The organism is Streptomyces torulosus (genome assembly GCF_001419765.1).
In the GTDB taxonomy this organism is placed as follows: Bacteria; Actinomycetota; Actinomycetes; order Streptomycetales; family Streptomycetaceae; genus Streptomyces; species Streptomyces torulosus.
The window spans coordinates 1-22,445 of record NZ_LIRK01000040.1 but is presented as its reverse complement, the minus strand read 5'-3'; the positions used below and the strand labels follow the sequence as shown (position 1 = coordinate 22,445).

Below are 22,445 nucleotides of genomic sequence, written 5' to 3'. Positions count from 1 at the left end.
GGCCGGGGTGTCGAGCATCATCGCCGCGGCGACCAGGTACGACACCACGGCCGGCTCGTCGGGCAGGTCCGCGCCCGTCGACAGCGAGCGCTCCCGCGCCCCCGCCAGACGCTTCTGGTACTGCCGGAAGGCCCGCAGCACGCCCTCGGCGAGCGCGCCCGCCTCGTCGCCGGGTGCCTCCGGCAGCTCCTCCAGGTCCGCCACGAGGAACGGTCCTGTCGTGTCGAGGGAGAGCAGCCGGACCCGGTTCGTGCCGGTGGCGAGGACCTCGAACGTGCCGTTGTCGCGCTCCCGGATGGTGGCCGCGTCGGCGATGCAGCCCACCGTGTGGAACGCCTTGGCCGGGTCGTCGCCGAAGCCGGCGGTCGGGCCGCGCTCCGGGAGAGCCGTCGGATCCGGCATGCCGGGCGCGCTCGGCGCGACCTCGTGGCCGTCGCGGATGGCGACGACGGCGAAGCGGCGGGGTTCGTCCTCGGGGGTCTTCAGCAACTCGCGCATCATGGCGCGGTAGCGCTCCTCGAAGATGTTCAGAGGAAGCACGAGCCCCGGGTACAACACCGAGTTCAGGGGGAAGAGCGGCAGCCGGACGGTGGTCACGAGGCCAGAGCCTAGTCGCCGTCGGGGTGCGCGCGTTCGCTCGTACTGGTTTGTGACCTTGCCGCGGGCCTCCCGGCGCGCTTCTGGGACCGCGTCAGCAGCGGCATCGAGGACGCCACCTCCAGCCGTACCCCGTCCCGCAGTTGGAGGAACTGGCCCAGCGGATCGCCGGAGACCCGGTCCCAGGGGAACGAGGTGGCGTACGGGCCGATCCTGCGCAGTTGCTCCAGGGCGTCCGGCCAGCGTTCGAGACGGACCAGGACATAGGTGAGGAGATTGCGGACCTCGGCGGGCCACGGGTCGCCGGGCTCGTACGCGGCGGAGAGCGCGATGGCGCGGTCCGCCGCCTCGTCCAGCCGGGCGCGCCCCACTTCGGGGCCGCCACCGTCGACGAGATGGGCGAAGGCCGCCCGGACTGGGAGGGCCTGGACGAGGGAGCCGGGCAGGGCGTCCTCGGCGGCCCGTTCGGCGAAGTCGAAGCACTCCGGGTGCGAGCCGTACCAGGCGGCGGAGAGGTACTTCAGGGCCGCGACATGACAGCCGTAGTGGTGCGGGGAGCGGCGGACGGCCTCCGCCCACAGCCGCTCGAAGCCGGCGCGGTCGACGCCAATGCCCCGCGCGTGGTCCAGGGCGATCCGCCACGGCACGGGGTCGCGCGGCTCGCGCTCGGCGGCCGCCATGATCAACGGGCCCGCCTCGCGGAGCAGTTCCACCCTGGCGGGGGAGTGCCAACCGCGGGTCACCGCCAGCTCGGCTCTGACCAGCAGGACGTCCGGGTCGTGCGGGGCGGCGCGCCGCCACTCGCGCAGCCAGGGGTCGCGTGCGCGTGCGAAGGCGGCGAGCCGCAGCGCGTACCGGTCGCGGTTCTCCCACTCCACCGCCTCCCGCGTCGTCGCGAGGAGCCGGGCCGCGTGCGCGTACTCACCCCGGCCGGCCGCGACCAGCGCGGGTCCGAGCCGCTCGTCGGGGGCGTCGAGCAGCACGTCGTCGTCGGCCGGCAGACCGTCGGCGAGGCCCGAGGTGTGCCGTGCCATCCGGGCCGTGCGCACGAGCGCACGCAGCAGGTCCATGTGGCGCGCCCCCTCTGCGCCCGGCCGGTCCGCTCGGCGGGACCGGTGCTCACCGTCTGGGTACAACGCCTCGACGGTGGTGTGGTGGTCGGTGGTTCGAGGGGAAGACGGAGCGCGGGCGGCTCGGGTTGTGCCTCTTCACAACCTTTTCAGTTCCTGCTCAGCAGCCGTGTGGCGCCCGCGGCGACCGTCGTCGCGAGGATCCAGCCCAGCAGGATCACCACCACCGCGAGCCACTGCCAGCCGCCCCGCAGCTGCCAGTAGCCGACCTGGCCGAGGTCGATCACCGGGAGCAGCAGATCCAGGGCGAACAGGGACGGACTCCAGTGCGGGTGCTCACCGCTCTTCATCGGTGGGTGGTCCGCGTGGGAGAAGGCGTACGAGGCGAGCGCCCACAGCAGCGCCATCCAGACGGCGGCCCGTCCCGGCCGGTACCCGTACGCCACCGTCCAGTCCTGCGCGTAGCCCCACAGCTTGGCCGCGAGCGGCAGGTTCTCCCGGCGGTGGCGCTGCTTGGCGAGGAGCACGTCGCGGGCGCCCTCGTCGTCGCCGCTGGCCCGCAGCACGGTCGCGAGCCGCTCGTACGGCTCCGGCTGGTACTCGGGGGTCGCCGCCGCCACCCACTCCAGCCGTCCGGCCAGCGGGAACCGGTCGCGGGGCACCAGGTTCTCGTACTGGAAGCCGCCCATCTGGAGGTTGCCGGGACCCGGCCAGCTGTCCGCCCGGTCGATGAGGACGCCGACCCGGGCGCCCGACAGCACGACCTTGCCGCGCTCGGGCCGCTCGCCGAGGAAGCGCAGCTCGGGCACCTGGACCCGGCGCAGGGACAGCTCCTGTTCGTCCGTGAAGGTGAATCTGGCCCGCTCCAGGTCGACGGCGTCCCCGAAACGCCCGTCGTCCAGCCGTATCCCGCCCTGGCACTCGAACCGCTGGACGCGGGTGCCGCGCGCGGGTGTGCTGCCGCTGGTGTACAGCGGATTGCCGACGCCCGCGGGGGTCAGATAGAGGGTGCGCTCGACGGTCAGCTGGGGCGCGTTCAGGGCGAGGCGGCCGTAGGGGTTGGCGAGCCGGCTGCCGCGCAGGCTGAGCGAGGCGCCGACGGTCGCCCCGCGCAGGCTCAGCTCGCCGTGCGACTCCAGCATCTCCGCCTGCACGTCCTGGGCGACGCTGAGACCGTCGGCGGACAGGGAGCGGCCGTGCCGGTCGCGGTAGACGACCGCCTGGTTGAGCAGCAGATCGGTGCCGATCTGGGCGTCGGCGAGCCGCACCCCGTTGTGGAAGCGGCAGCGCGGCAGATGCAGATCGCCCTCCGTGTGCAGCCGGGCCGCCTCCAGCCGCGGCACCGAGCAGTCCACCAGCCGGACGGTGGTGAACCGGGCCTCCGGCAGCAGGATCTCCTTCTCGAAGCGGCAGCCCTTCATCTCCACGTACGGCACCACCTGGCCGCCCGCCAGCTCCAGGACGCCCTTGATCTGCACGCCGACCAGCTTGAGCGCGGACACCCGGCCGGCCAGGGCGGGCGGCCCGTCCAGCAGCAGCCAGGCCACGATCCGCGCCCGTACGGTCCGCTCCGGGCCCCAGGGGTGGCCGCCGTGCGGATCGTCCTCGGCGGCGGCGCCGCTGCGGAGGTCGTACACGCTGCCGTTGCGGAACGCCTGCCACATACCGGCCTCGGCGGCGGTGAGGTCGTCCGGGATGTCCCCGTCGTCCCGGATGGCGGCACCCTCGGTCACGGCTGTTCCTTCCTCCGTCTCCGTCACTCGTGTGTATCGCACAACAGTTCATGCTGGTGATGCCCGCTGAGTGACGCCCCGAACGCTAGACGTGAAGAGGATCTTCCGGGTTCTGCCGTCGACGCGTATCAGCCATTGGAACGTGCGGACAGCCGCCGACCGAGGTCTGAGAGAATTGGGCGTGTGATCTCCCGAATCGATCTGCGCGGCGACGCCCTCCCGAAGGGACCCGCCCTGCGCGACCTGCTGCCCCGAGCCGACTTCGACGTCTCGGCCGCCCTGGAGAAGGTGCGTCCGATCTGCGAGGCCGTGCATCATCGCGGGGACGCGGCGCTGATCGACTTCGCCGAGAAGTTCGACGGCGTACGCCTCACCTCCGTGCGGGTCCCGGCCGAGGCCCTCACGGACGCGCTGGACCAGCTCGACCCGGCCGTCCGCGCGGCCCTGGAGGAGTCCATCCGCCGCGCCCGCCTCGTCCACCGCGAGCAGCGCCGCACCACCCACACCACCCAGGTCGTGCCCGGCGGCACCGTCACCGAGAAGTGGGTGCCGGTCGAGCGCGTCGGCCTGTACGCCCCCGGCGGCCGCTCGGTCTACCCCTCCTCCGTGATCATGAACGTGGTCCCGGCGCAGGAGGCGGGCGTCCCCTCGATCGCGCTGGCCTCGCCCGCGCAGGCCGAGTTCGGCGGACTGCCGCACCCCACGATCCTCGCCGCGTGCGCCCTGCTCGGCGTCGACGAGGTGTACGCGGCCGGCGGCGCCACCGCCGTCGCGATGTTCGCGTACGGCACCGAGTCCTGCCCGCCGGCCAACATGGTCACCGGGCCGGGCAACATCTGGGTGGCCGCCGCCAAGCGCTACTTCACCGGCGTCATCGGCATCGACTCCGAGGCCGGCCCCACCGAGATCGCGGTCCTCGCGGACGACACCGCCGACCCGGCGCACGTCGCCGCCGACCTGATCAGCCAGGCCGAGCACGACCCGCTCGCCGCCGCCGTGCTCGTCACCGACTCCGTCGCGCTCGCCGACGCCGTCGAGAAGGAACTGGGCCCGCAGGTCGAGGCCACCAAGCACATCGAGGACCGGATCCGCCCCGCCCTCGCGGGCCGGCAGTCCGCGATCGTCCTGGTCGACGGCATCGACGAGGGCCTGCGGGTCGTCAACGCCTACGGCGCCGAACACCTGGAGATCCAGACCGCGGACGCCGCGGCCGTCGCCGAGCGCGTCGTCAACGCGGGCGCCATCTTCATCGGCCCCTGGGCGCCGGTCTCGCTCGGCGACTACGCGGCAGGCTCCAACCACGTGCTCCCGACCGGCGGCTGCGCCTGCCACTCCTCAGGTCTGTCCGTCCAGTCCTTCCTGCGCGGCATCCACATCGTCGACTACACGCGGGACGCACTGGCCGATGTCGCGCACCACGTGGTCACGCTCGCGGAGGCGGAGGACCTGCCCGCGCACGGCGCGGCGATCAAGGCACGGTTCGGCTGGAAGGTACCTGGTCAGTGAGCTTCGGAATCGACGATCTCCCCGTCCGGGACGAACTGCGCGGCAAGAGCCCCTACGGCGCGCCCCAGCTCGACGTCCCGGTACGGCTGAACACCAACGAGAACCCCTACCCCCTGCCCGAGCCGCTGGTGGAGCGGATCGCGGAGCGGGTGCGCGAGGCGGCACGGAACCTCAACCGCTACCCCGACCGGGACGCGGTGGAACTGCGGACCCGGCTCGCCGAGTACCTGACGCGGACCTCCGGGTTCGCCGTGGACGTGACGAACGTCTGGGCGGCCAACGGCTCCAACGAGGTCATCCAGCAGCTGCTGCAGACCTTCGGCGGCCCCGGCCGCACGGCCATCGGCTTCGAGCCGTCGTACTCGATGCACGGCCTCATCGCGCGGGGCACCGGCACCGGCTGGATCTCCGGCCCCCGCCACGACGACTTCACGATCGACCTCGCGGCGGCCGAGCGGGCCATCGCCGAGCACCGGCCCGACGTCGTCTTCGTCACCACCCCCAACAACCCCACGGGCAACGCGGTCCCCCGGGAGACGGTCCTCGCCCTGTACGAGGCCGCCCAGGCGGCGAAGCCGTCCATGGTCGTCGTCGACGAGGCCTACATCGAGTTCAGCCACGGCGACTCCCTGCTGCCGCTGCTCGAAGGACGGCCGAATCTCGTCGTCTCGCGCACCATGTCCAAGGCCTTCGGCGCCGCCGGACTGCGCCTCGGCTACCTCGCCGCGCACCCGGCGGTCGTGGACGCGGTCCAGCTCGTACGGCTGCCCTACCACCTCTCCGCCGTCACCCAGGCGACCGCCCTGGCCGCCCTGGAGCACACCGACACCCTCCTCGGCTATGTCGAGCAGCTGAAGGCGGAGCGGGACCGGCTGGTCGCCGAGCTGCGCGCCATCGGCTACGACGTCACCGAGTCCGACGCCAACTTCGTGCAGTTCGGGACGTTCGACGACGCGCACAAGGTGTGGCGGGAGATCCTCGACCGGGGCGTCCTGGTCCGGGACAACGGCGTACCGGGATGGCTGCGGGTGACCGCCGGAACCCCGGCCGAGAACGACGCGTTCCTCGACGCGGTACGTGAACTACTGAGCTATGTGGGGAACCCCCCCACACCCCCGGAGGAGCAGAGCGCATGAACCGCGTTGGACGCGTGGAGCGGGTCACCAAGGAGACGTCGGTCGTCGTCGAGATAAACCTCGACGGGACCGGCCGCACCGAGATCTCCACCGGGGTCGGCTTCTACGACCACATGCTCGACCAGCTCGGCCGGCACGGACTGTTCGACCTCACCGTGAAGACCGAGGGCGACCTGCACATCGACTCCCACCACACCATCGAGGACACCGCCCTCGCGCTGGGCGCCGCCTTCAAGCAGGCCCTCGGCGACAAGGTGGGCATCTACCGCTTCGGCAACTGCACGGTCCCGCTGGACGAGTCCCTCGCCCAGGTCACCGTCGACCTCTCCGGCCGCCCCTACCTCGTGCACACCGAGCCCGAGAAGATGGCGCCGATGATCGGCGAGTACGACACCACGATGACCCGGCACATCCTGGAGTCCTTCGTCGCCCAGGCCCAGATCGCGCTGCACGTGCACGTGCCGTACGGGCGCAACGCCCACCACATCGTCGAGTGCCAGTTCAAGGCGCTGGCCCGCGCCCTGCGCTACGCCTCCGAGCGCGACCCGCGCGCGGCCGGGATCCTGCCCTCCACGAAGGGCGCGCTGTGAACAGCCTCTCGACCATCCTGATCGTCGTCGGTCTGTTCCTGGTCGGCGGGATCATCTCCTTCGTCAAGCAGCAGATGCCGAAGGGCCTCATCGTGCTGCTCTCCATCGCCGCCGCGATGTGCCTCGTCGCGGGCGTCATGAGGCTGGAGGTGTGGAATTGAGCACCGAGAACACGGGACCGGGGACCACCGCGACCACTCCCGCCAAACGCGTCGTCGTCTTCGACTACGGCTTCGGCAACGTCCGCTCCGCCGAGCGCGCCCTCGCGCGCGCGGGAGCCGACGTCGAGATAACGCGTGACTTCGACACGGCGATGAACGCGGACGGACTGCTGGTGCCCGGCGTCGGCGCGTTCGCCGCGTGCATGAAGGGGCTGAAGGAGGCGCGCGGCGACTGGATCATCGACCGCAGGCTCGCCGGCGGACGCCCGGTCATGGGCATCTGCGTCGGCATGCAGATCCTCTTCGCGCGCGGCATCGAGCACGGCGTGGAGACCGAGGGCCTCGACGAGTGGCCCGGCGCGGTCGAGCCGCTCCAGGCCGAGATCGTGCCGCACATGGGCTGGAACACCGTCGACGCCCCGGCCGGCTCGGAGCTGTTCGCCGGCCTCGACGCCGACGCCCGCTTCTACTTCGTGCACTCCTACGCCGTCCACGACTGGTCCCTGGAGACGCACAACCCGAACCTCACCGCGCCCAAGGTCACCTGGTCGACGCACGGCAAGCCCTTCGTGGCGGCCGTCGAGAACGGCGCCCTGTGGGCCACGCAGTTCCACCCCGAGAAGTCCGGCGACGCCGGAGCCCAGCTGCTGACCAACTGGATCGGAACCCTGTAGACCATGGCAAAGCTCGAACTCCTCCCCGCCGTCGACGTCCGCGACGGCCAGGCCGTCCGCCTCGTGCACGGCGAGTCCGGCACGGAGACCTCCTACGGCTCCCCGCTGGAGGCCGCCCTCTCCTGGCAGCGGGCGGGCGCCGAGTGGCTGCACCTGGTCGACCTGGACGCCGCGTTCGGCACCGGCGACAACCGTGAGCTGGTCGCCGAGGTCACCCGGGCCATGGACATCAAGGTCGAGCTGTCCGGGGGCATCCGGGACGACGCCTCCCTGGAGAAGGCCCTCGCCACCGGCTGCACCCGCGTCAACCTCGGCACCGCCGCCCTGGAGAGCCCCGAGTGGGTCGCCAAGGTCATCGCCGAGCACGGCGACAGGATCGCGGTCGGCCTGGACGTCCGCGGCACGACCCTCAAGGGCCGCGGCTGGACCCGCGACGGCGGCGACCTCTACGAGACGCTGGCGCGCCTCGACAAGGAGGGCTGCGCCCGGTACGTCGTCACCGACATCGCCAAGGACGGCACCCTCCAGGGCCCCAACCTGGAGCTGCTGCGCAACGTCTGCGCGGTCACCGACCGCCCGGTCGTGGCGTCCGGTGGCGTGTCGTCCCTCGACGACCTCCGTGCCATCGCCGAGCTGGTACCCCTCGGTGTCGAGGGCTCCATCGTCGGGAAGGCCCTGTACGCGAAGGCGTTCACCCTGGAAGAGGCCCTGGAGGCTGTGTCGTCATGACGTCCGATGCCGTGCGGCGGGTGCAGAGCGGGAGTCCCTGGGAGGAGTCCTTCGGCTCCGCGCGCGCCGTCGCGGCGGGCGACCGCGTGCTGGTGGCGGGCACCACGTCCTTCAAGGGCGACGTGCTGTACGGGGAGGGCGACCCCTACGAACAGGCCAAGGTGGCCTTCACCAGCGCGGTCGAGGCGCTCGGCGAGTTCGGGCTCGGCGCCGAGTCCGTGATCCGGACGAGGATGTACCTGGCGCACCTGCGGGACGTCGACGCGGTCGGGCGGGCCCACCGGGAACTGTTCGAGCCGGTGCGTCCCGCCGCGACCCTGCTGGTCGTGGACGGTTTCTTCGACCCGCGCATCCTCGTCGAAGTAGAAGTCGAAGCATTCAAGGGCCAGAGGCCTTCCTGAAGGAGCCGTGGATTCATGACCCTGGCGGTCCGAGTCATCCCCTGCCTGGACGTGGACAACGGCCGGGTCGTCAAGGGAGTCAACTTCCAGAACCTGCGTGACGCGGGCGACCCGGTCGAGATGGCCAAGGTGTACGACGCCGAGGGCGCCGACGAGCTGACGTTCCTCGACATCACCGCGTCCTCCGGCAACCGCGAGACCACCTACGACGTGGTGCGCCGCACCGCCGAGCAGGTCTTCATCCCGCTGACCGTCGGCGGCGGCGTCCGCACCGCCGAGGACGTCGACAAGCTGCTGCGGGCGGGCGCGGACAAGGTCGGCGTGAACACCGCGGCGATCGCCCGCCCCGACCTGATCCGCGAGATCGCCGAGCGCTTCGGCCGCCAGGTCCTGGTCCTGTCCGTGGACGCCCGGCGCACGGAGTCCGGCTCCTTCGAGGTCACCACCCACGGCGGCCGCAAGGGCACGGGCATCGACGCCGTCGAGTGGGCCCACCGGGCCGCCGAGCTGGGCGCCGGGGAGATCCTGCTCAACTCGATGGACGCGGACGGCACGAAGGACGGCTACGACCTGGAGATGATCACCGCCGTCCGCAAGCACGTCACGGTCCCCGTCATCGCCTCCGGCGGCGCGGGCAGGCTCACGGACTTCCCCCCGGCCATCGAGGCGGGCGCCGACGCCGTCCTCGCCGCCTCGGTCTTCCACTTCGGCGACCTCCGCATCGGCGAGGTCAAGAACGTGCTCCGGGAAGCGGGCCACCCGGTGCGGTGACCCCGCCGCGGTTCCACGGAGAGCTGAGCCCCGGTCACTGGGTGGCCGGGGCTCAGCTGTGGGCACGGCCGCCGGGACGGAGCCCGGTCAGATGCCCAGCTGCTTGGTCTCGTGGAGTTTGGTGATCGCTTCCTTCTCGCCGTCCAGTTCCACGTCGGCGACCTGCTGGCGGCCGTAGAGGAACAGGAGCAGCTCCGACGGCTCGCCGGTGACCGTGACGACCGGGGTCCCCCGGTGGGCCACCGCCGTACGGCCGTCCGGGCGGCGCAGGACCAGACCGGTGGGGGAGCCCCGGCCCATGAGGCGGGAGGTGCGCTCCAGCCGGGACCACAGGGCGTCCTGGAAGACATGGTCGAGTTCGCGCGGCGACCAGTCGGGCCGGGCGCGGCGGATGTCCTCGGTGTGGACGTAGAACTCGATCGTGTTGGACGCCTCGTCGATCTGCTTGAGGGAGAAGGGCGAGAAACGCGGCGGGCCGGTACGGACGAGCTGGATCAGCTCCTCGTACGGCTTCGCGGCGAACTCCGCCATCACCCGGTCCAGGCGGGAGGCGAGCTGCTTGATGAGGATGCCCCCGGCGGCGTCGGGGCGACGCTCGCGCACCACCACGTGCGCGGCCAGATCCCGGGTCGTCCAGCCCTCGCACAGGGTGGGGGCATCGGGGCCCGAAGTCTCCAACAGGTCGGCGAAGAGGAGCCGTTCACGCTTGGCATGGGTCGACATGCCGCCAGCCTACGACCGCCACCCCCGGCAGCCCAGGGCAGGCCCCGCCGACGCGCGGCCTGGCCGGTTGTTCGTACGACGATACGGTCCGGCCTGTGGACAACGGGCGGGGCCGATCGCCGCGGCGCGGCACAATGGCACGCATGACCAGCACGCCGTCCCCCAGCAGCCCCAGCGGTCCCGGAGCACCGAGCGGCCCCGGCGCTCCCAGCGCGCTGGACCCCGAGATCGCCGCGCGCCTCAAGCGCAGTGCCGACGGGCTCCTGCCCGCCATCGCCCAGCAGTACGACACCGGCGAGGTGCTCATGCTCGGCTGGATGGACGACGAGGCGCTCCACCGCACCCTCACCACCGGACGCTGCACCTACTGGTCGCGCAGCCGCCGCGAGTACTGGGTGAAGGGCGACACCTCCGGCCACTTCCAGTGGGTGAAGTCGGTCGCCCTGGACTGTGACGCCGACACGGTCCTCGTCAAGGTCGACCAGGTCGGCGCCGCCTGCCACACCGGCGCCCGCACCTGCTTCGACGAGGACGTCCTCAAGGCCGTCGAGGGCGGCGCCGATTCCGGCGTACCGCCGCTGGATCAGTAAGGTCAGCCGCCATGGACCTCGAGACGTTCCGCAAGCTGGCCTCCGACCGCCGTGTCATCCCCGTCAGCCGCAAGCTCCTCGCCGACGGCGACACCCCGGTCGCGCTCTACCGCAAGCTCGCCGCCGAGCGCACCGGCACCTTCCTCCTGGAGTCGGCGGAGAACGGCCGCTCGTGGTCCCGCTACTCCTTCGTGGGCGTCCGCAGCCACGCCACCCTCACCGCGCGGGACGGCCAGGCGCACTGGCTCGGTACCCCGCCGGTCGGCGTCCCGGTCGACGGCGACCCCCTCGCCGCCCTGCGCGCCACCATCGAGGCGCTCCACACCCCGCACCAGGAGGGCATGCCCCCCTTCACCGGCGGCATGGTCGGCTACCTCGGCTACGACATCGTGCGCCGCCTGGAGAAGATCGGGCCCGGCGAGCAGGACGACCTGCGGCTGCCCGAGCTGACCATGCTGCTGACGAGCGACCTGGCGGTCATGGACCACTGGGAGGGCTCGGTCCTGCTCATCGCCAACGCCATCAACCACAACGACCTGGACACGGGCGTCGACGAGGCCTACGCCGACGCCGTCGCCCGCCTCGACGCCATGCAGGCCGACCTCACCCGGCCCGTCGCCCAGCCCCCGGCGGTCCTCCCGCCCTCCGAGCTGCCCGAGTACACTGCCCGATGGGGCGGCCCCGACTTCCAGGCGGCCGTCGAGGACATCAAGGAGCGCATCCGCGCGGGCGAGGCCTTCCAGGTCGTCCCCTCCCAGCGCTTCGAGACCCCGTGCACGGCCAGCGCCCTCGACGTCTACCGCGTTCTCAGGGCCACCAACCCGTCCCCGTACATGTACCTGTTCCGGTTCGACGGCTTCGACGTCGTCGGCTCCTCGCCCGAGGCCCTCGTCAAGGTCGAGGACGGACAGGCCATGGTCCACCCCATCGCCGGCACCCGGCACCGGGGCGCCACCCCGCAGGAGGACCAGGCCCTCGCCGACGAACTGCTCGCCGACCCCAAGGAGCGCGCCGAGCACCTGATGCTCGTGGACCTGGGGCGCAACGACCTGGGCCGGGTCTGCGAACCGGGCTCGGTCGAGGTCGTCGACTTCATGTCGATCGAGCGGTACTCCCACGTCATGCACATCGTGTCCACCGTCACCGGCCGCGTCGCCGCCGGCCGCACCGCGTTCGACGTGCTCACCGCCTGCTTCCCCGCGGGCACCCTCTCCGGCGCCCCCAAGCCGCGCGCGATGCAGATCATCGACGAGCTGGAGCCCTCCCGCCGCGGCCTGTACGGCGGCTGCGTCGGCTATCTCGACTTCGCGGGCGACTCGGACACCGCCATCGCCATCCGCACCGCCCTGCTGCGCGACGGCACGGCGTACGTCCAGGCCGGCGCCGGCATCGTCGCCGACTCCGACCCCGTCGCGGAGGACACCGAGTGCCGCAACAAGGCGGCTGCCGTGCTGCGCGCCGTGCACACGGCGAACCGGCTCGGACAATAGGGCGCTTCTCACGTGAACCCCGGGTGACAACCCACCCGGGGTTCAGGCGATAGTGGAGTACGTGACCGCAGTACCTCACCCCCGTTCCGAGCCCGCGTTCGTCCGATCCGGCCGGCGCAGCCTCGCCCTGGCGTTGCTGAGCGGCGCGCTCGGCGCCGCCGTCGCGCTGCTCGCCACCCGCCAGCGCTGGTCGGAGGGCACGGCGTCGGTGGCCGGCGGCGCCTTCCCGCTGACAGCCAAGGGCAGCGACGTCACGGGCGTGCCCGCGGCCCTCGCCATCGTGGGCCTCGCCGCGCTCGTCGCCGTCTTCGCCGTCCGCCGCTCCGGACGCGTCCTGGTCGCCGTGCTGCTCGCCCTCTCCGGCGCGGGCACCGTCGCCGCGGCGCTGTTCGGCGCCTACGACAGCTCGGCCCTCGACGACAAGGCCGCCGAGGCCTCCGGCGACACCTCCGCCACCGTCGACGCGCTCAGCCACACCGGCTGGCCGTACGTCGCGGCGGTCGGCGGCGCCCTCATCCTGCTCGCCGGGCTGCTCGCCCTGCGGTACGGACGGCTGTGGCCCGGGATGTCCGGCCGCTACGAGCGCGACGGCACCCCCCGGCAGCGCAAGGCCAAGCCGGTGGACCCCGACCGCCCCGAGGACATGTGGAAGGCCCTGGACCGGGGCGAGGACCCCACGGGACCGGACCCGATCTAGTCAGATCCAGGGGCGGACCCCCGCTCAAGGCACTCGTGGGCGTACGGGACAATGGACGCCGAGCGTCCGGCTCACCACAGGCATCGAGCGCCACGCATCGAGCGACACGCACGAGCAGTCACTCGCACCGAGCAACTGCGCAACTGAGCAACGAGGAGCAACGTCATGGCGGGCAGCAGCCACGGCCACACCCCGGCCGCCTGGACCGGCGTCACCATCGCCTTCATCGGTTTCTGCGTCTCGGGCGCCTACATGGTGATGGCCGAACCGCTGGGATTCTGGGCGGGCATGGTCATCGTCCTGCTCGGCGGCGTCGTCGGCATGATCATGAAGTCGATGGGCCTCGGCCAGGCCAAGTCGACGCACGGCGACGACTGGTCCGGTGCCGCGAAGGCGGAGGCCAAGGCCATCAGCGGCGAGCCCGTCCCCGCCAAGGGCTGACGTTCCGCACGGGGCGGTCCGGTCCGCCTCGGGGCACCCGGCCGTCCGGTTCGTCCCGGGGGCGCCCGGCCGCCCTCACGCGCGCCTGCGGCGTCCGCCGGGCACAATGCGGTGTGTGAACGCCGAGCCCCAGCCAGTCGCGCCGCCCCCGCACGCCGTTCGGGCCGCCCCGGGCGGCGCGCTGCGACGGCTCTGGATCCCCGCCGCCGCGCTCGCGGCCGTCGGCGGGGCCTTCGCGTATGTCGCGGCCGTGGACCCGAACGAACCCGGCCACTACCCCGTCTGCCCGCTCTGGCGGTTCACCGGCCTGTACTGCCCGGGCTGCGGCGGGCTGCGCAGCGCCCACGCCTTCGCCCACGGCGACCTCGCCACCGCCGTCCAGGACAACGCGCTGGCGGTGGCCGCTTTTCTGGCCCTGGCGGCGCTGTGGACCGTATGGGTGGTCCGGGCGGCCCGCGGACGGCCGATGCGACTCGAACTCCGGCCCGCGGCCCTGTGGGCGCTCGGCGCGTCGGTGCTGGCCTTCACGGTCGTCCGGAACCTGCCGTTCGGCGCATGGCTTCACCCTTGATCGAACGGGGAAGGTCCAGGATGGGGGCACCTCCCGCCCGAGCCGAGCGAAGCTGGTTCGAGGGTGGAGGAGGGACCGCCGTCAACCGGATGCGAGAGCTGTGCCCCGGTCCGGCTACCATCGCAGTGAACCGCCAGGACCCTGTGAAGCGCCCGTCAGCCGAAAATTGACTGTCGAACGTTGTCAACGAACGCAACCGTCTGAAAGGGGGCCGCTCGCGTGAGTGTGCTCGACGAGATCATCGACGGAGTCCGTGCCGACCTTTCGGAGCGGCAGGCCCGCGTCAGCCTCGAAGAGCTCAAGGAGCGCGCGGCCAAGGCTCCTGCGGCCAAGGACGGCGCGGCCGCCCTGCGCGGCGACGGCGTCAAGGTCATCTGCGAGGTCAAGCGCTCCAGCCCTTCCAAGGGCGCGCTCGCCGCGATCGCCGACCCGGCCGGCCTCTCCGCCGACTACGAGGCGGGCGGCGCCGCGGTCATCTCCGTCCTCACCGAACAGCGCCGCTTCGGCGGCTCGCTCGCCGACCTGGAGGCCGTGCGGGCCCGCGTGGACATCCCCGTGCTGCGCAAGGACTTCATCGTCACCTCCTACCAGCTGTGGGAGGCCCGCGCGTACGGCGCCGATCTCGCCCTGCTGATCGTCGCCGCCCTCGACCAGCCCGCCCTGGAATCCCTGATCGAGCGCGCCGAGTCCATCGGGCTCACCCCGCTCGTCGAGGTGCACGACGAGGACGAGGTCGACCGGGCGGTCGACGCGGGCGCCCGGGTGATCGGCGTCAACGCGCGCAACCTCAAGACCCTCGAGGTGGACCGCTCCACCTTCGAGCGCGTCGCCCCCGAGATCCCCGACCACATCGTCAAGGTCGCCGAGTCCGGCGTCCGCGGCCCCCACGACCTCATCGCCTACGCCAACGCCGGCGCGGACGCGGTCCTCGTGGGCGAGTCGCTCGTCACCGGCAAGGACCCGAAGACCGCCGTCGCCGACCTCGTCGCCGCCGGTGAGCACCCGGCGCTGCGCCACGGCCGGAGCTGACCGAGCGCCATGACCGACCGCACCACCGCCGCCGACCGGTCCGGGCACGTCCCGGCCGGGGCTGCGGGGTGCGTACGGGCGGCCACGACGGCCTCGCCCATGGCCGGTACGACCGAGCCCGGTATCCCTCACACGGGTGAGATCGGGCCGGTAGGCTGTGCCCCGATGTTCTCGCTCACCATGACCACCAGGGACCCCTACGCCCGCCTCGCGCGCGGGTGCCGTCCCCGTGGCTGCCGGGCGCCCGCGCGCCGGGTCCACGGGCGCCGGGTCCGCTATGTCATCGGTGACGAGCCGGGCCAGGTGAACGGCATGCGATGGCCCCGGCCCGTGTCACCCGCGGTGAGCTGAGCCGATCTCCGCTCCGCACACCGGGTGACGCCTGTCCACCGGAGGACGAGTACGGCTCCGGCCGGTTCCGCGGTGCCGCACGAGCGGCCGCCCGCGGCTGCCCCGCGCCGTTCGTCCCCGGTGACGTCCCTGTATGGGCCTCTCATCGTCCGTTCGACATCGGGGCCGTTGCCCCTGTGAGGTAAGCGCATGTCCAGCGAGTTCTTCATTCCCGACCCTGAGGGTCAGGTCCCCAGCGCCGAGGGGTACTTCGGCGCGTACGGCGGCAAGTTCATCCCGGAGGCGCTGGTCGCCGCCGTGGACGAGGTCGCCGTCGAGTACGACAAGGCGAAGGCCGACCCCGAGTTCGCGCGCGAGCTCGACGACCTGCTCGTCCACTACACCGGCCGGCCGAGCGCGCTGACCGAGGTGCCCCGGTTCGCCGAGCACGCCGGTGGCGCCCGGGTGTTCCTCAAGCGCGAGGACCTCAACCACACCGGGTCCCACAAGATCAACAATGTGCTGGGGCAGGCCCTGCTCACCAAGCGCATGGGCAAGACCCGGGTCATCGCCGAGACCGGCGCGGGCCAGCACGGTGTCGCCACGGCCACGGCCTGCGCCCTCTTCGGCCTCGACTGCACCATCTACATGGGCGAGATCGACACCCAGCGCCAGGCCCTCAACGTGGCCCGTATGCGCATGCTGGGCGCCGAGGTCGTCGCCGTGAAGTCCGGTTCCCGGACCCTCAAGGACGCCATCAACGAGGCGTTCCGCGACTGGGTGGCCAACGTCGACCGCACCCACTACCTGTTCGGCACGGTCGCCGGCCCGCACCCCTTCCCCGCCATGGTCCGCGACTTCCACCGGGTCATCGGTGTCGAGGCCCGGCGCCAGCTCCTGGAGCGCGCCGGCCGGCTGCCCGACGCCGCCGTCGCCTGTGTGGGCGGCGGCTCCAACGCCATCGGCCTCTTCCACGCCTTCATCCCGGACGCCTCCGTACGGCTCATCGGCTGCGAGCCCGCGGGCCACGGCGTCGAGACCGGCGAGCACGCGGCGACCCTGACCGCCGGGGAGCCGGGCATCCTGCACGGCTCGCGGTCGTACGTCCTCCAGGACGAAGAAGGGCAGATCACCGAGCCGTACTCGATCTCGGCCGGTCTGGACTACCCGGGCATCGGCCCCGAGCACTCCTACCTCAAGGACAGCGGCCGCGGCGAGTACCGTGCGGTCACCGACGACGCGGCCATGCAGGCGCTGCGTCTGCTGTCGCGCACCGAGGGCATCATCCCGGCGATCGAGAGCGCCCACGCGCTCGCCGGTGCCCTGGAGGTCGGCAGGGAGCTGGGCAAGGACGGGCTGATCGTGGTCAACCTGTCCGGGCGCGGCGACAAGGACATGGACACCGCGGCCCGCTACTTCGGCCTCTACGACGAGGGGACCGACGCCGAGGTCGCAGCCAACGCCGCCGACACCGCCGAGATCGAGGGGGACGCCAAGTGAGCGGGAACATCCAGCTGTTGAGTGACACCCTCGCCGCCGCCAAGGCGGAGGGGCGGTCCGCGCTCATCGCCTATCTGCCGGCCGGGTTCCCGACCGTCGACGGCGGTATCGCCGCCATCAAGGCCGTCTTCGAGGGCGGCGCCGACGTCGTCGAGGTCGGTCTGCCGCACAGCGACCCGGTCCTCGACGGTCCCGTCATCCAGACCGCCGACGACATCGCGCTGCGCGGCGGCGTCAAGATCGCGGACGTGATGCGCACGGTGCGGGAGGCCTTCGAGGCCACCGGCAAGCCCGTCCTCGTCATGACGTACTGGAACCCCATCGACCGCTACGGCGTGGAACGCTTCACCGCCGAGCTGGCGGAGGCCGGCGGCGCGGGCTGCATCCTGCCCGACCTGCCCGTCCAGGAGTCGGCGCTGTGGAGGGAGCACGCCGAGAAGCACGGCCTCGGCACGGTCTTCGTGGTCGCGCCCAGCAGCAAGGACGCCCGCCTCGCCGAGATCACCGCGGCGGGCAGCGGCTTCGTCTACGCCGCCTCCCTGATGGGCGTCACGGGCACCCGGGAGTCGGTCGGCGCCCAGGCCCAGGACCTGGTGGAACGCACCCGGGCCACGGGCTCCGGCCTGCCGGTCTGCGTCGGCCTCGGCGTCTCCAACGCCGAGCAGGCCGCCGAGGTCGCCGGGTTCGCCGACGGGGTGATCGTCGGCTCCGCTTTCGTGAAGCGGATGCTGGACGCCCCGGACGAGGCGGCCGGCCTGGACGCCGTACGGGAGCTGGCCGGCGACCTCGCCAAGGGCGTGCGCCGGAGCGTGTGACGGGCGCGTCCGCCCCGGCGGACGAGGGGCGCGTGACGTTCACCCGTTTGTCGTACGGGGCCGGCGGGACGTAACGGGTCATCCGCTCACTCGAAGGGGTGGAAGTGGGACCGGGGAGGCGCGGTGCGCCTCCCCGGTTCGTTCTGCGGGATGTGAGCGAGAAGAACCGTGAGGGAAAGCGCACCGCCCGTGAGCGGCTGGCGGAGGAGCGCGAGAAGCAGAAGGCCGCCGAGAAGCGCCGTCGGGCGTGGATCGTGGGTGCCTCGGTGGTGTGTGTCCTGGGGCTGGCCGCCGTGATCGGCATCGTCGCGGCGAACGCGGGCAAGGACGACGGCGGCGACGCCTCGGGCCCGGTCGTGGCGCCCTCCGGGGCCAACGGCGAGAACAGCCTGGCGCTCCCCGTGGGGGACGCCGGCGCCAAGTCCACCCTCACCGTCTGGGAGGACTTCCGCTGCCCGGCCTGCAAGTCCTTCGAGGACGCGTACCGCTCGACGATCCACGAACTGACCGAGGCCGGTCAGCTGAAGGTGGAATACCGCCTCGTCACCCTGATCGACGGGAACATGGGCGGCAGCGGCTCCCGCAAGGCCGCCAACGCCGCCGCGTGCGCGCAGAACGCCGGCAAGTTCCCGGCGTACCACGACGTGCTCTACGAGAACCAGCCGCCCGAGACCGACGACGCCTTCTCGGGGAACAGCACGCTGATCGACCTGGCGAAGAAGGTCGACGGCCTCGACACCGCCGCGTTCCGCACCTGCGTGGAGAAGGGCACGCACGACGCCTGGGTCGCGAAGTCGAACGAGGCCTTCCAGAAGGGCGGCTACGGCGGCACCCCGAGCGTCTTCCTCAACGGCACCAACATCTACGCCGACCGGTCGATGACCCCGGCCAAGCTGAAGCAGATGGTGGAGAAGAACGCCCAGGGGTGAGACCGCGGGGGCGCCCGGGGCCACGGGAACCCCTGTGGCGTCCGGGAGTTCATGGGGTGGCGTTATGGACCCGTTGCCGGGCTGCCCGCCGTGGGCCGGGCCCGGCAGGGTAGCGTCGACCCTGCCATGGAACTTGCCTACATTCCCAGCCCGTCGCGCGGGGTGCTGTACCTCGGTCCCGTCCCGCTGCGCGGCTACGCCTTCTGCATCATCATCGGTGTCTTCGTAGCCGTCTGGCTCGGCAACAAACGCTGGGTCGCTCGGGGCGGGCGCGCCGGCACGGTCGCCGACATCGCGGTCTGGGCCGTTCCCTTCGGCCTGATCGGCGGCCGGCTCTACCACGTGATCACGGACTACGAGCTGTACTTCAGCGAGGGCCGTGACTGGGTGGACGCCTTCAAGGTGTGGGAGGGCGGCCTCGGCATTTGGGGCGCGATCGCCCTCGGCGCCGTCGGCGCGTGGATCGGCTGCCGCCGCCGTGGCATCCCGCTGCCCGCCTACGCCGACGCCGTCGCGCCGGGCATCGCTCTCGCCCAGGCGATCGGGCGGTGGGGCAACTGGTTCAACCAGGAGCTGTACGGCAGGCCGACGGATCTGCCCTGGGCCCTGGAGATCACGTCCTCCACGGACGGGCGGATGCCGGGCACCTACCACCCGACCTTCCTGTACGAGTCGCTGTGGTGCATCGGCGTCGCGGTGCTGGTCATCTGGGCCGACCGGCGGTTCCGCCTCGGGCACGGGCGGGCGTTCGCGCTGTACGTCGCCGCGTACTGCGCGGGCCGGTTCTGGATCGAGTACATGCGGGTCGACGACGCCCACCGCATTCTGGGGCTGCGGCTCAACAACTGGACCGCGCTGTTCGTGTTCGTGCTCGCCGTGATCTACATCGTGCTGTCGGCCCGGAAGCGGCCGGGGCGCGAGGAGATCGTCGAGCCGGGCGCCGGTGACGGCGACGACGACTCCACCGCCCTGAAGAAGGACGCGGACACGGAGTCCGAGAAGACCGCCGAAGCCGCAGACAAGCCGTCCGACTCCGAGAAGCCCGCGAAGACCACGGAGAAGAAGTCCGAGTCCGGGAAGCCCGCGAAGACCGTGGAAAAGCCGTCCGACTCCGGTAAGTCCGCGGACAAGGCTTCCGGGACGACCGAGGAGAAGACGGACGAGAAGGACGAGAAGGACGCGAAGGTCTCGGACGCGCCGCAGGCCGCCGAGAAGAGCTGACGCTTCGCTCGTACCGCTGTGATCCGCCGCCCCGCGACGGATGTTCCCCGCCCACCCGCCTCGCCAGGCGGGTGGGCGTTCGGCTTTCCGGATCCGGCGCCGGTCAGGTTCTCGTGGCGCGGTGGGCGAGGGTCAGGGTGCGGTGGGCCTGCGCCAGGATCGCCGGGTCGATGAAGTGACCCGTGGCGAGCGCCTGGGCACCGGGCCTCGCGGTGGCGGCCTCGACGATGTGCTCGGCGGATTCGATCTCCGCCGGGGTCGGGGCGTAGGCGCGTTCGATGACCGGGAGCTGGCGGGGGTGGATCGCGGCCCGGCCGAGGAACCCCAGGGAGCGGCCGTGCGCGCAGGAGCGGGCCAGGCCGTCGAGGTCCTTGGTGTCCGGGTGGACGGACTGCGCCGGCGAGGGCAGCCCCGCGGCGCGGGCGGCGACGATCACCCGGGAGCGGGGCCAGTCGAGCGCCCGGTCGTCGCGGACGGCGAGGTCGGCGCGGAGGTCCGCCTCACCGAGCGCGATGCCCTGGACCGACGGGTGGGCGGCGGCGATCTCGTACGCCCGTTCCACGCCGAGCGCCGATTCCAGCAGGGGGTGGAGGGGCAGCGCCCCGCCGTCGGCGGGGACGGCGCGCTCCGCGACGCGCACCACGTCGGCGGCGGCCGAGATCTTCGGCAGGCGGAGGGCGCCCAGGCCGGACAGCGGGGCCAGCGCCTTGAGGTCGTCCTCCGCGTACACGGTGTCCAGGGCGTTCACCCGGACGTGGACGGGGAGGGGCGGGGGTTCCGAGAGCAGCTCGGCGGTGGCGGACCGCGCGTACTCCTTGCGGTCGGCGGCGACCGCGTCCTCCAGGTCCACGATCACGACGTCCGCGCCGGAGGCCAGCGCCTTGACCACCACCTCGGGGCGGTCGCCGGGGACGTACAGCCAGGTCAGCGGGACGGAGGCGACGGGACGGGCGGTCACAGGGCGCCCTCCTCGCGGAGGGCCGCGATGTCCGTGCCGGTCAGACCCAGCTCGGTCAGGACCGAGTCCGTGTCCGCGCCGTGCGGGCGGCCCGCCCAGCGGATGCCGCCCGGTGTCGCGGAGAGCCGGAAGAGGACGTTCTGCATGCGCAGCGGGCCCAGCTCGGGGTCGTCGACGGTGGTGACGGTGTCGAGGGCCCGGTACTGGGGATCGGTCATCACCTCCCGCACGTCCTGGATGGGGGCGACCGCCGCCTCCGCCTTCTCGAAGGCCTGGACCACCTCCTCGCGGGTGTGGCGGGCGATCCACGCGCCGACCGCCTCGTCCAGGACGTCCGCGTGGCGGGCCCGCTCCGCACCCGAACCGAACCACGGCTCGTCGATCAGCTCCGGACGTCCGACCAGGCGCATCACCCGCTCCGCGACGGACTGGGCGGAGGTCGACACGGCCACCCAGGAACCGTCCGCCGTGCGGTAGGTGTTGCGGGGCGCGTTGTTCGCGGAGCGGTTGCCCGTGCGGGGCTGGACGTGGCCCAGCTGGTCGTACCAGAGGGGGTGGGGGCCGAGGACGGTGAGGATCGGCTCGATGATCGCCATGTCCACCGTCTGCCCCTCGCCCGTACGGTCACGCGCGGCGAGCGCGGTCATCACCGCGTACGCCGTAGCCAGGCCCGCGATCGAGTCGGCGAGGCCGAACGGCGGGAGCACCGGCGGGGCGTCCGGCTCCCCGGTGATCGCGGCGAACCCGCTCATCGCCTCGGCGAGCGTGCCGAAGCCGGGGCGGCGCGCGTACGGGCCGAACTGGCCGAAGCCGGTCACGCGGGCCAGGACCAGGCGCGGGTTGACGGCGGACAGCTCCGGCCAGCCCAGGCCCCACCGCTCCAGGGTGCCGGGGCGGAAGTTCTCGATGATCACGTCGGAGGTGGCGGCGAGCCGGAGGAGGGTGTCCCGGCCGCCCGGTGTCGAGAGGTTCAGCGTCAGGGTGCGCTTGTTGCGGCCGAGGAGCTTCCACCACAGGCCCACGCCGTCCTTCGAGGGGCCGTGGCCGCGCGACGGGTCGGGCTTCGTGGGGTGCTCGACCTTGATGACCTCCGCCCCGAAGTCGCCGAGCATCGTGGCGGCGAGAGGGCCGGCGAAGAGCGTGGCGAGGTCGAGGACGCGCAGATGGCGGAGCGGGGGGTCGTACGCCTGGGTCATGAGCGGCGGATCTCCCGGTGGGTGAGGTGGGCCAGGGCGTCGAAGCCGATGCCGTCGAAGTCGGCGACCGAGGTGGCCAGGCGGTTCTTGAGGGGCGCTGTCCACCGGTCGGGGAGCGCCCGCGGGGAACCGGCGAGGAGGCCCGCGATGCTGCCCGCCGTGGCGCCGTTGGAGTCGGTGTCCCAGCCGCCCGACACCGCTCGGCACACGGAGGCGGTGAAGTCGCCGTCCGCGTGGGTGAGGGCGGCCGTCAGCAGGGCCGTGTTGGGGAGGGCGTGGACCCAGTGGTGGTCGGCGTAGGTGGTGTGGAGTGCGTCGACGATCCGGTCGAAGTCCCGCTCCTCGGCGGCCAGTCGCAGGGCCTGGCGGATCGCTTCCGCCAGGCGGGACTGCTCGGGGACGACGGTGAGGCCGGTGCGCAGGCAGTGGTGGATGTCGTGGGCGCCGGTGGCGGCCTCGGCGATGACGGCCGCCACGAACATCGCCGCGTACACGCCGTTCGCGGTGTGGGTGAGGGTGGCGTCGCGGTGGGCCTGCTCGGCCGCGGCCGCCGGGTCGCCCGGGTGGGTCCAGCCGTGGACGTCGGC

At 72.4% G+C, this 22,445-nt stretch carries 26 protein-coding genes; 19 read left to right on the top strand and 7 right to left on the bottom strand.

Features of this window, described 5'->3' with window-relative positions:
* The 3 genes from AOK23_RS04165 to AOK23_RS04155 all read right to left on the bottom strand — a co-directional run.
* The coding region (locus AOK23_RS04165; RefSeq protein ID WP_055711389.1) for an LON peptidase substrate-binding domain-containing protein at positions 1-597 on the bottom strand (597 nt) is incomplete at its 3' end.
* A gap of 11 nt (positions 598-608) precedes the next feature.
* Positions 609-1,667 (bottom strand): hypothetical protein, encoded by a 1,059-nt coding sequence (locus AOK23_RS04160; protein WP_055711388.1) that lies wholly within the window; start codon positions 1,665-1,667, stop codon positions 609-611.
* 149 nt (positions 1,668-1,816) lie between these two features.
* The gene (locus AOK23_RS04155; protein WP_055711387.1) at positions 1,817-3,400 is read right to left on the bottom strand and encodes a hypothetical protein; all 1,584 of its coding nucleotides are present in this window, start codon (positions 3,398-3,400) and stop codon (positions 1,817-1,819) included.
* Between the two features lie 183 nt (positions 3,401-3,583).
* Here AOK23_RS04155 and hisD point away from each other — a divergent pair, with 183 nt between their 5' ends.
* The 8 genes from hisD to hisF are packed head-to-tail and all read left to right on the top strand — an operon-like array spanning position 3,584 to position 9,368.
* Positions 3,584-4,906: a histidinol dehydrogenase gene (hisD, locus tag AOK23_RS04150; protein WP_055711386.1), complete on the top strand. Its 1,323-nt coding sequence runs from the start codon at positions 3,584-3,586 to the stop codon at positions 4,904-4,906.
* Positions 4,903-6,042 carry a histidinol-phosphate transaminase gene (locus AOK23_RS04145; protein ID WP_055711385.1) on the top strand — a complete coding sequence of 380 codons (1,140 nt, stop codon included), beginning with the start codon at positions 4,903-4,905 and terminating at the stop codon, positions 6,040-6,042. The genes hisD and AOK23_RS04145 overlap by 4 nt, the downstream gene beginning before the upstream one ends.
* Positions 6,039-6,632 carry an imidazoleglycerol-phosphate dehydratase HisB gene (hisB, locus tag AOK23_RS04140; protein ID WP_055711384.1) on the top strand — a complete coding sequence of 198 codons (594 nt, stop codon included), beginning with the start codon at positions 6,039-6,041 and terminating at the stop codon, positions 6,630-6,632. Before AOK23_RS04145 ends, hisB begins: the two co-directional genes overlap by 4 nt.
* Positions 6,629-6,793, top strand: coding sequence for a hypothetical protein (locus AOK23_RS48350; RefSeq protein WP_055711383.1), 165 nt, complete (start codon positions 6,629-6,631; stop codon positions 6,791-6,793). Before hisB ends, AOK23_RS48350 begins: the two co-directional genes overlap by 4 nt.
* Positions 6,790-7,467, top strand: coding sequence for an imidazole glycerol phosphate synthase subunit HisH (hisH, locus tag AOK23_RS04130; RefSeq protein ID WP_055711382.1), 678 nt, complete (start codon positions 6,790-6,792; stop codon positions 7,465-7,467). The genes AOK23_RS48350 and hisH overlap by 4 nt, the downstream gene beginning before the upstream one ends.
* A gap of 3 nt (positions 7,468-7,470) precedes the next feature.
* Positions 7,471-8,196: a bifunctional 1-(5-phosphoribosyl)-5-((5-phosphoribosylamino)methylideneamino)imidazole-4-carboxamide isomerase/phosphoribosylanthranilate isomerase PriA gene (priA, locus tag AOK23_RS04125; protein WP_055512123.1), complete on the top strand. Its 726-nt coding sequence runs from the start codon at positions 7,471-7,473 to the stop codon at positions 8,194-8,196.
* A complete protein-coding gene (locus tag AOK23_RS04120) occupies positions 8,193-8,597 on the top strand; it encodes a RidA family protein (RefSeq protein ID WP_055512126.1) in 405 nt (134 codons plus the stop codon). Before priA ends, AOK23_RS04120 begins: the two co-directional genes overlap by 4 nt.
* A 15-nt stretch (positions 8,598-8,612) precedes the next feature.
* Complete coding sequence (gene hisF / locus AOK23_RS04115; RefSeq protein ID WP_055711381.1) at positions 8,613-9,368, top strand: imidazole glycerol phosphate synthase subunit HisF; 756 nt, start codon at positions 8,613-8,615, stop codon at positions 9,366-9,368.
* Between the two features lie 87 nt (positions 9,369-9,455).
* Here the strand turns inward: hisF and AOK23_RS04110 are convergent, their stop codons facing one another.
* The gene (locus AOK23_RS04110) at positions 9,456-10,091 is read right to left on the bottom strand and encodes a TIGR03085 family metal-binding protein (RefSeq protein ID WP_055711380.1); all 636 of its coding nucleotides are present in this window, start codon (positions 10,089-10,091) and stop codon (positions 9,456-9,458) included.
* A gap of 143 nt (positions 10,092-10,234) precedes the next feature.
* On the opposite strand from AOK23_RS04110, the gene hisI reads away from it, so the two are divergent.
* The 11 genes from hisI to lgt all read left to right on the top strand — a co-directional run bounded on the left by hisI (position 10,235) and on the right by lgt (position 19,704).
* Positions 10,235-10,681: a phosphoribosyl-AMP cyclohydrolase gene (gene hisI / locus AOK23_RS04105; protein WP_055711390.1), complete on the top strand. Its 447-nt coding sequence runs from the start codon at positions 10,235-10,237 to the stop codon at positions 10,679-10,681.
* 11 nt (positions 10,682-10,692) lie between these two features.
* Positions 10,693-12,171: an anthranilate synthase component I gene (locus AOK23_RS04100; protein ID WP_055711379.1), complete on the top strand. Its 1,479-nt coding sequence runs from the start codon at positions 10,693-10,695 to the stop codon at positions 12,169-12,171.
* A gap of 52 nt (positions 12,172-12,223) precedes the next feature.
* The gene (locus AOK23_RS04095; RefSeq protein ID WP_055711378.1) at positions 12,224-12,868 is read left to right on the top strand and encodes a TIGR02234 family membrane protein; all 645 of its coding nucleotides are present in this window, start codon (positions 12,224-12,226) and stop codon (positions 12,866-12,868) included.
* A 165-nt stretch (positions 12,869-13,033) separates the two neighbouring features.
* On the top strand, positions 13,034-13,309 hold the full coding sequence (locus AOK23_RS04090; RefSeq protein ID WP_055711377.1) for an HGxxPAAW family protein: 276 nt from the start codon (positions 13,034-13,036) through the stop codon (positions 13,307-13,309).
* A gap of 106 nt (positions 13,310-13,415) precedes the next feature.
* The gene (locus AOK23_RS04085) at positions 13,416-13,880 is read left to right on the top strand and encodes a DUF2752 domain-containing protein (RefSeq protein ID WP_055711376.1); all 465 of its coding nucleotides are present in this window, start codon (positions 13,416-13,418) and stop codon (positions 13,878-13,880) included.
* Between the two features lie 219 nt (positions 13,881-14,099).
* Positions 14,100-14,909 (top strand): indole-3-glycerol phosphate synthase TrpC, encoded by an 810-nt coding sequence (gene trpC, locus AOK23_RS04080; RefSeq protein ID WP_055711375.1) that lies wholly within the window; start codon positions 14,100-14,102, stop codon positions 14,907-14,909.
* A 9-nt stretch (positions 14,910-14,918) separates the two neighbouring features.
* On the top strand, positions 14,919-15,260 hold the full coding sequence (gene trpM, locus AOK23_RS49350; RefSeq protein ID WP_240496240.1) for a tryptophan biosynthesis modulator TrpM: 342 nt from the start codon (positions 14,919-14,921) through the stop codon (positions 15,258-15,260).
* Positions 15,261-15,449: 189 nt separating this feature from the next.
* Positions 15,450-16,739 (top strand): tryptophan synthase subunit beta, encoded by a 1,290-nt coding sequence (trpB, locus tag AOK23_RS04070; RefSeq protein ID WP_055711374.1) that lies wholly within the window; start codon positions 15,450-15,452, stop codon positions 16,737-16,739.
* Positions 16,736-17,554 (top strand): tryptophan synthase subunit alpha, encoded by an 819-nt coding sequence (trpA, locus tag AOK23_RS04065; protein WP_055711373.1) that lies wholly within the window; start codon positions 16,736-16,738, stop codon positions 17,552-17,554. The genes trpB and trpA overlap by 4 nt, the downstream gene beginning before the upstream one ends.
* Before the next feature lie 152 nt (positions 17,555-17,706).
* On the top strand, positions 17,707-18,483 hold the full coding sequence (locus tag AOK23_RS04060; RefSeq protein ID WP_055711372.1) for a DsbA family protein: 777 nt from the start codon (positions 17,707-17,709) through the stop codon (positions 18,481-18,483).
* Between the two features lie 126 nt (positions 18,484-18,609).
* Positions 18,610-19,704 carry a prolipoprotein diacylglyceryl transferase gene (gene lgt, locus AOK23_RS04055; RefSeq protein WP_079049282.1) on the top strand — a complete coding sequence of 365 codons (1,095 nt, stop codon included), beginning with the start codon at positions 18,610-18,612 and terminating at the stop codon, positions 19,702-19,704.
* Between the two features lie 103 nt (positions 19,705-19,807).
* On the opposite strand, the gene AOK23_RS04050 is transcribed toward lgt, so the two are convergent.
* The 3 genes from AOK23_RS04050 to AOK23_RS04040 form a co-directional block, all read right to left on the bottom strand.
* Entirely contained in the window at positions 19,808-20,662 is an 855-nt protein-coding gene (locus AOK23_RS04050) for an HpcH/HpaI aldolase/citrate lyase family protein (protein ID WP_055711370.1), read from the bottom strand.
* Positions 20,659-21,858: a CaiB/BaiF CoA transferase family protein gene (locus tag AOK23_RS04045; protein WP_055711369.1), complete on the bottom strand. Its 1,200-nt coding sequence runs from the start codon at positions 21,856-21,858 to the stop codon at positions 20,659-20,661. Before AOK23_RS04045 ends, AOK23_RS04050 begins: the two co-directional genes overlap by 4 nt.
* The coding region (locus AOK23_RS04040) for an ADP-ribosylglycohydrolase family protein (protein WP_169800271.1) at positions 21,855-22,445 on the bottom strand (591 nt) is incomplete at its 5' end. The genes AOK23_RS04045 and AOK23_RS04040, both read right to left, overlap by 4 nt.

Bases quoted from the DNA above. Each gene is read 5' to 3' on its own strand.
- AOK23_RS04160 (WP_055711388.1), bottom strand. From the start codon at position 1,667: ATGGACCTGCTGCGTGCGCTCGTGCGCACGGCCCGGATGGCACGGCAC.
- hisB (WP_055711384.1), top strand. From the start codon at position 6,039: ATGAACCGCGTTGGACGCGTGGAGCGGGTCACCAAGGAGACGTCGGTC.
- priA (WP_055512123.1), top strand. From the start codon at position 7,471: ATGGCAAAGCTCGAACTCCTCCCCGCCGTCGACGTCCGCGACGGCCAG.
- AOK23_RS04120 (WP_055512126.1), top strand. From the start codon at position 8,193: ATGACGTCCGATGCCGTGCGGCGGGTGCAGAGCGGGAGTCCCTGGGAG.
- hisF (WP_055711381.1), top strand. From the start codon at position 8,613: ATGACCCTGGCGGTCCGAGTCATCCCCTGCCTGGACGTGGACAACGGC.
- AOK23_RS04110 (WP_055711380.1), bottom strand. From the start codon at position 10,091: ATGTCGACCCATGCCAAGCGTGAACGGCTCCTCTTCGCCGACCTGTTG.
- hisI (WP_055711390.1), top strand. From the start codon at position 10,235: ATGACCAGCACGCCGTCCCCCAGCAGCCCCAGCGGTCCCGGAGCACCG.
- AOK23_RS04100 (WP_055711379.1), top strand. From the start codon at position 10,693: ATGGACCTCGAGACGTTCCGCAAGCTGGCCTCCGACCGCCGTGTCATC.
- AOK23_RS04090 (WP_055711377.1), top strand. From the start codon at position 13,034: ATGGCGGGCAGCAGCCACGGCCACACCCCGGCCGCCTGGACCGGCGTC.
- AOK23_RS04085 (WP_055711376.1), top strand. From the start codon at position 13,416: ATGCGGTGTGTGAACGCCGAGCCCCAGCCAGTCGCGCCGCCCCCGCAC.
- trpM (WP_240496240.1), top strand. From the start codon at position 14,919: ATGACCGACCGCACCACCGCCGCCGACCGGTCCGGGCACGTCCCGGCC.
- trpB (WP_055711374.1), top strand. From the start codon at position 15,450: ATGTCCAGCGAGTTCTTCATTCCCGACCCTGAGGGTCAGGTCCCCAGC.
- lgt (WP_079049282.1), top strand. From the start codon at position 18,610: ATGGAACTTGCCTACATTCCCAGCCCGTCGCGCGGGGTGCTGTACCTC.
- AOK23_RS04045 (WP_055711369.1), bottom strand. From the start codon at position 21,858: ATGACCCAGGCGTACGACCCCCCGCTCCGCCATCTGCGCGTCCTCGAC.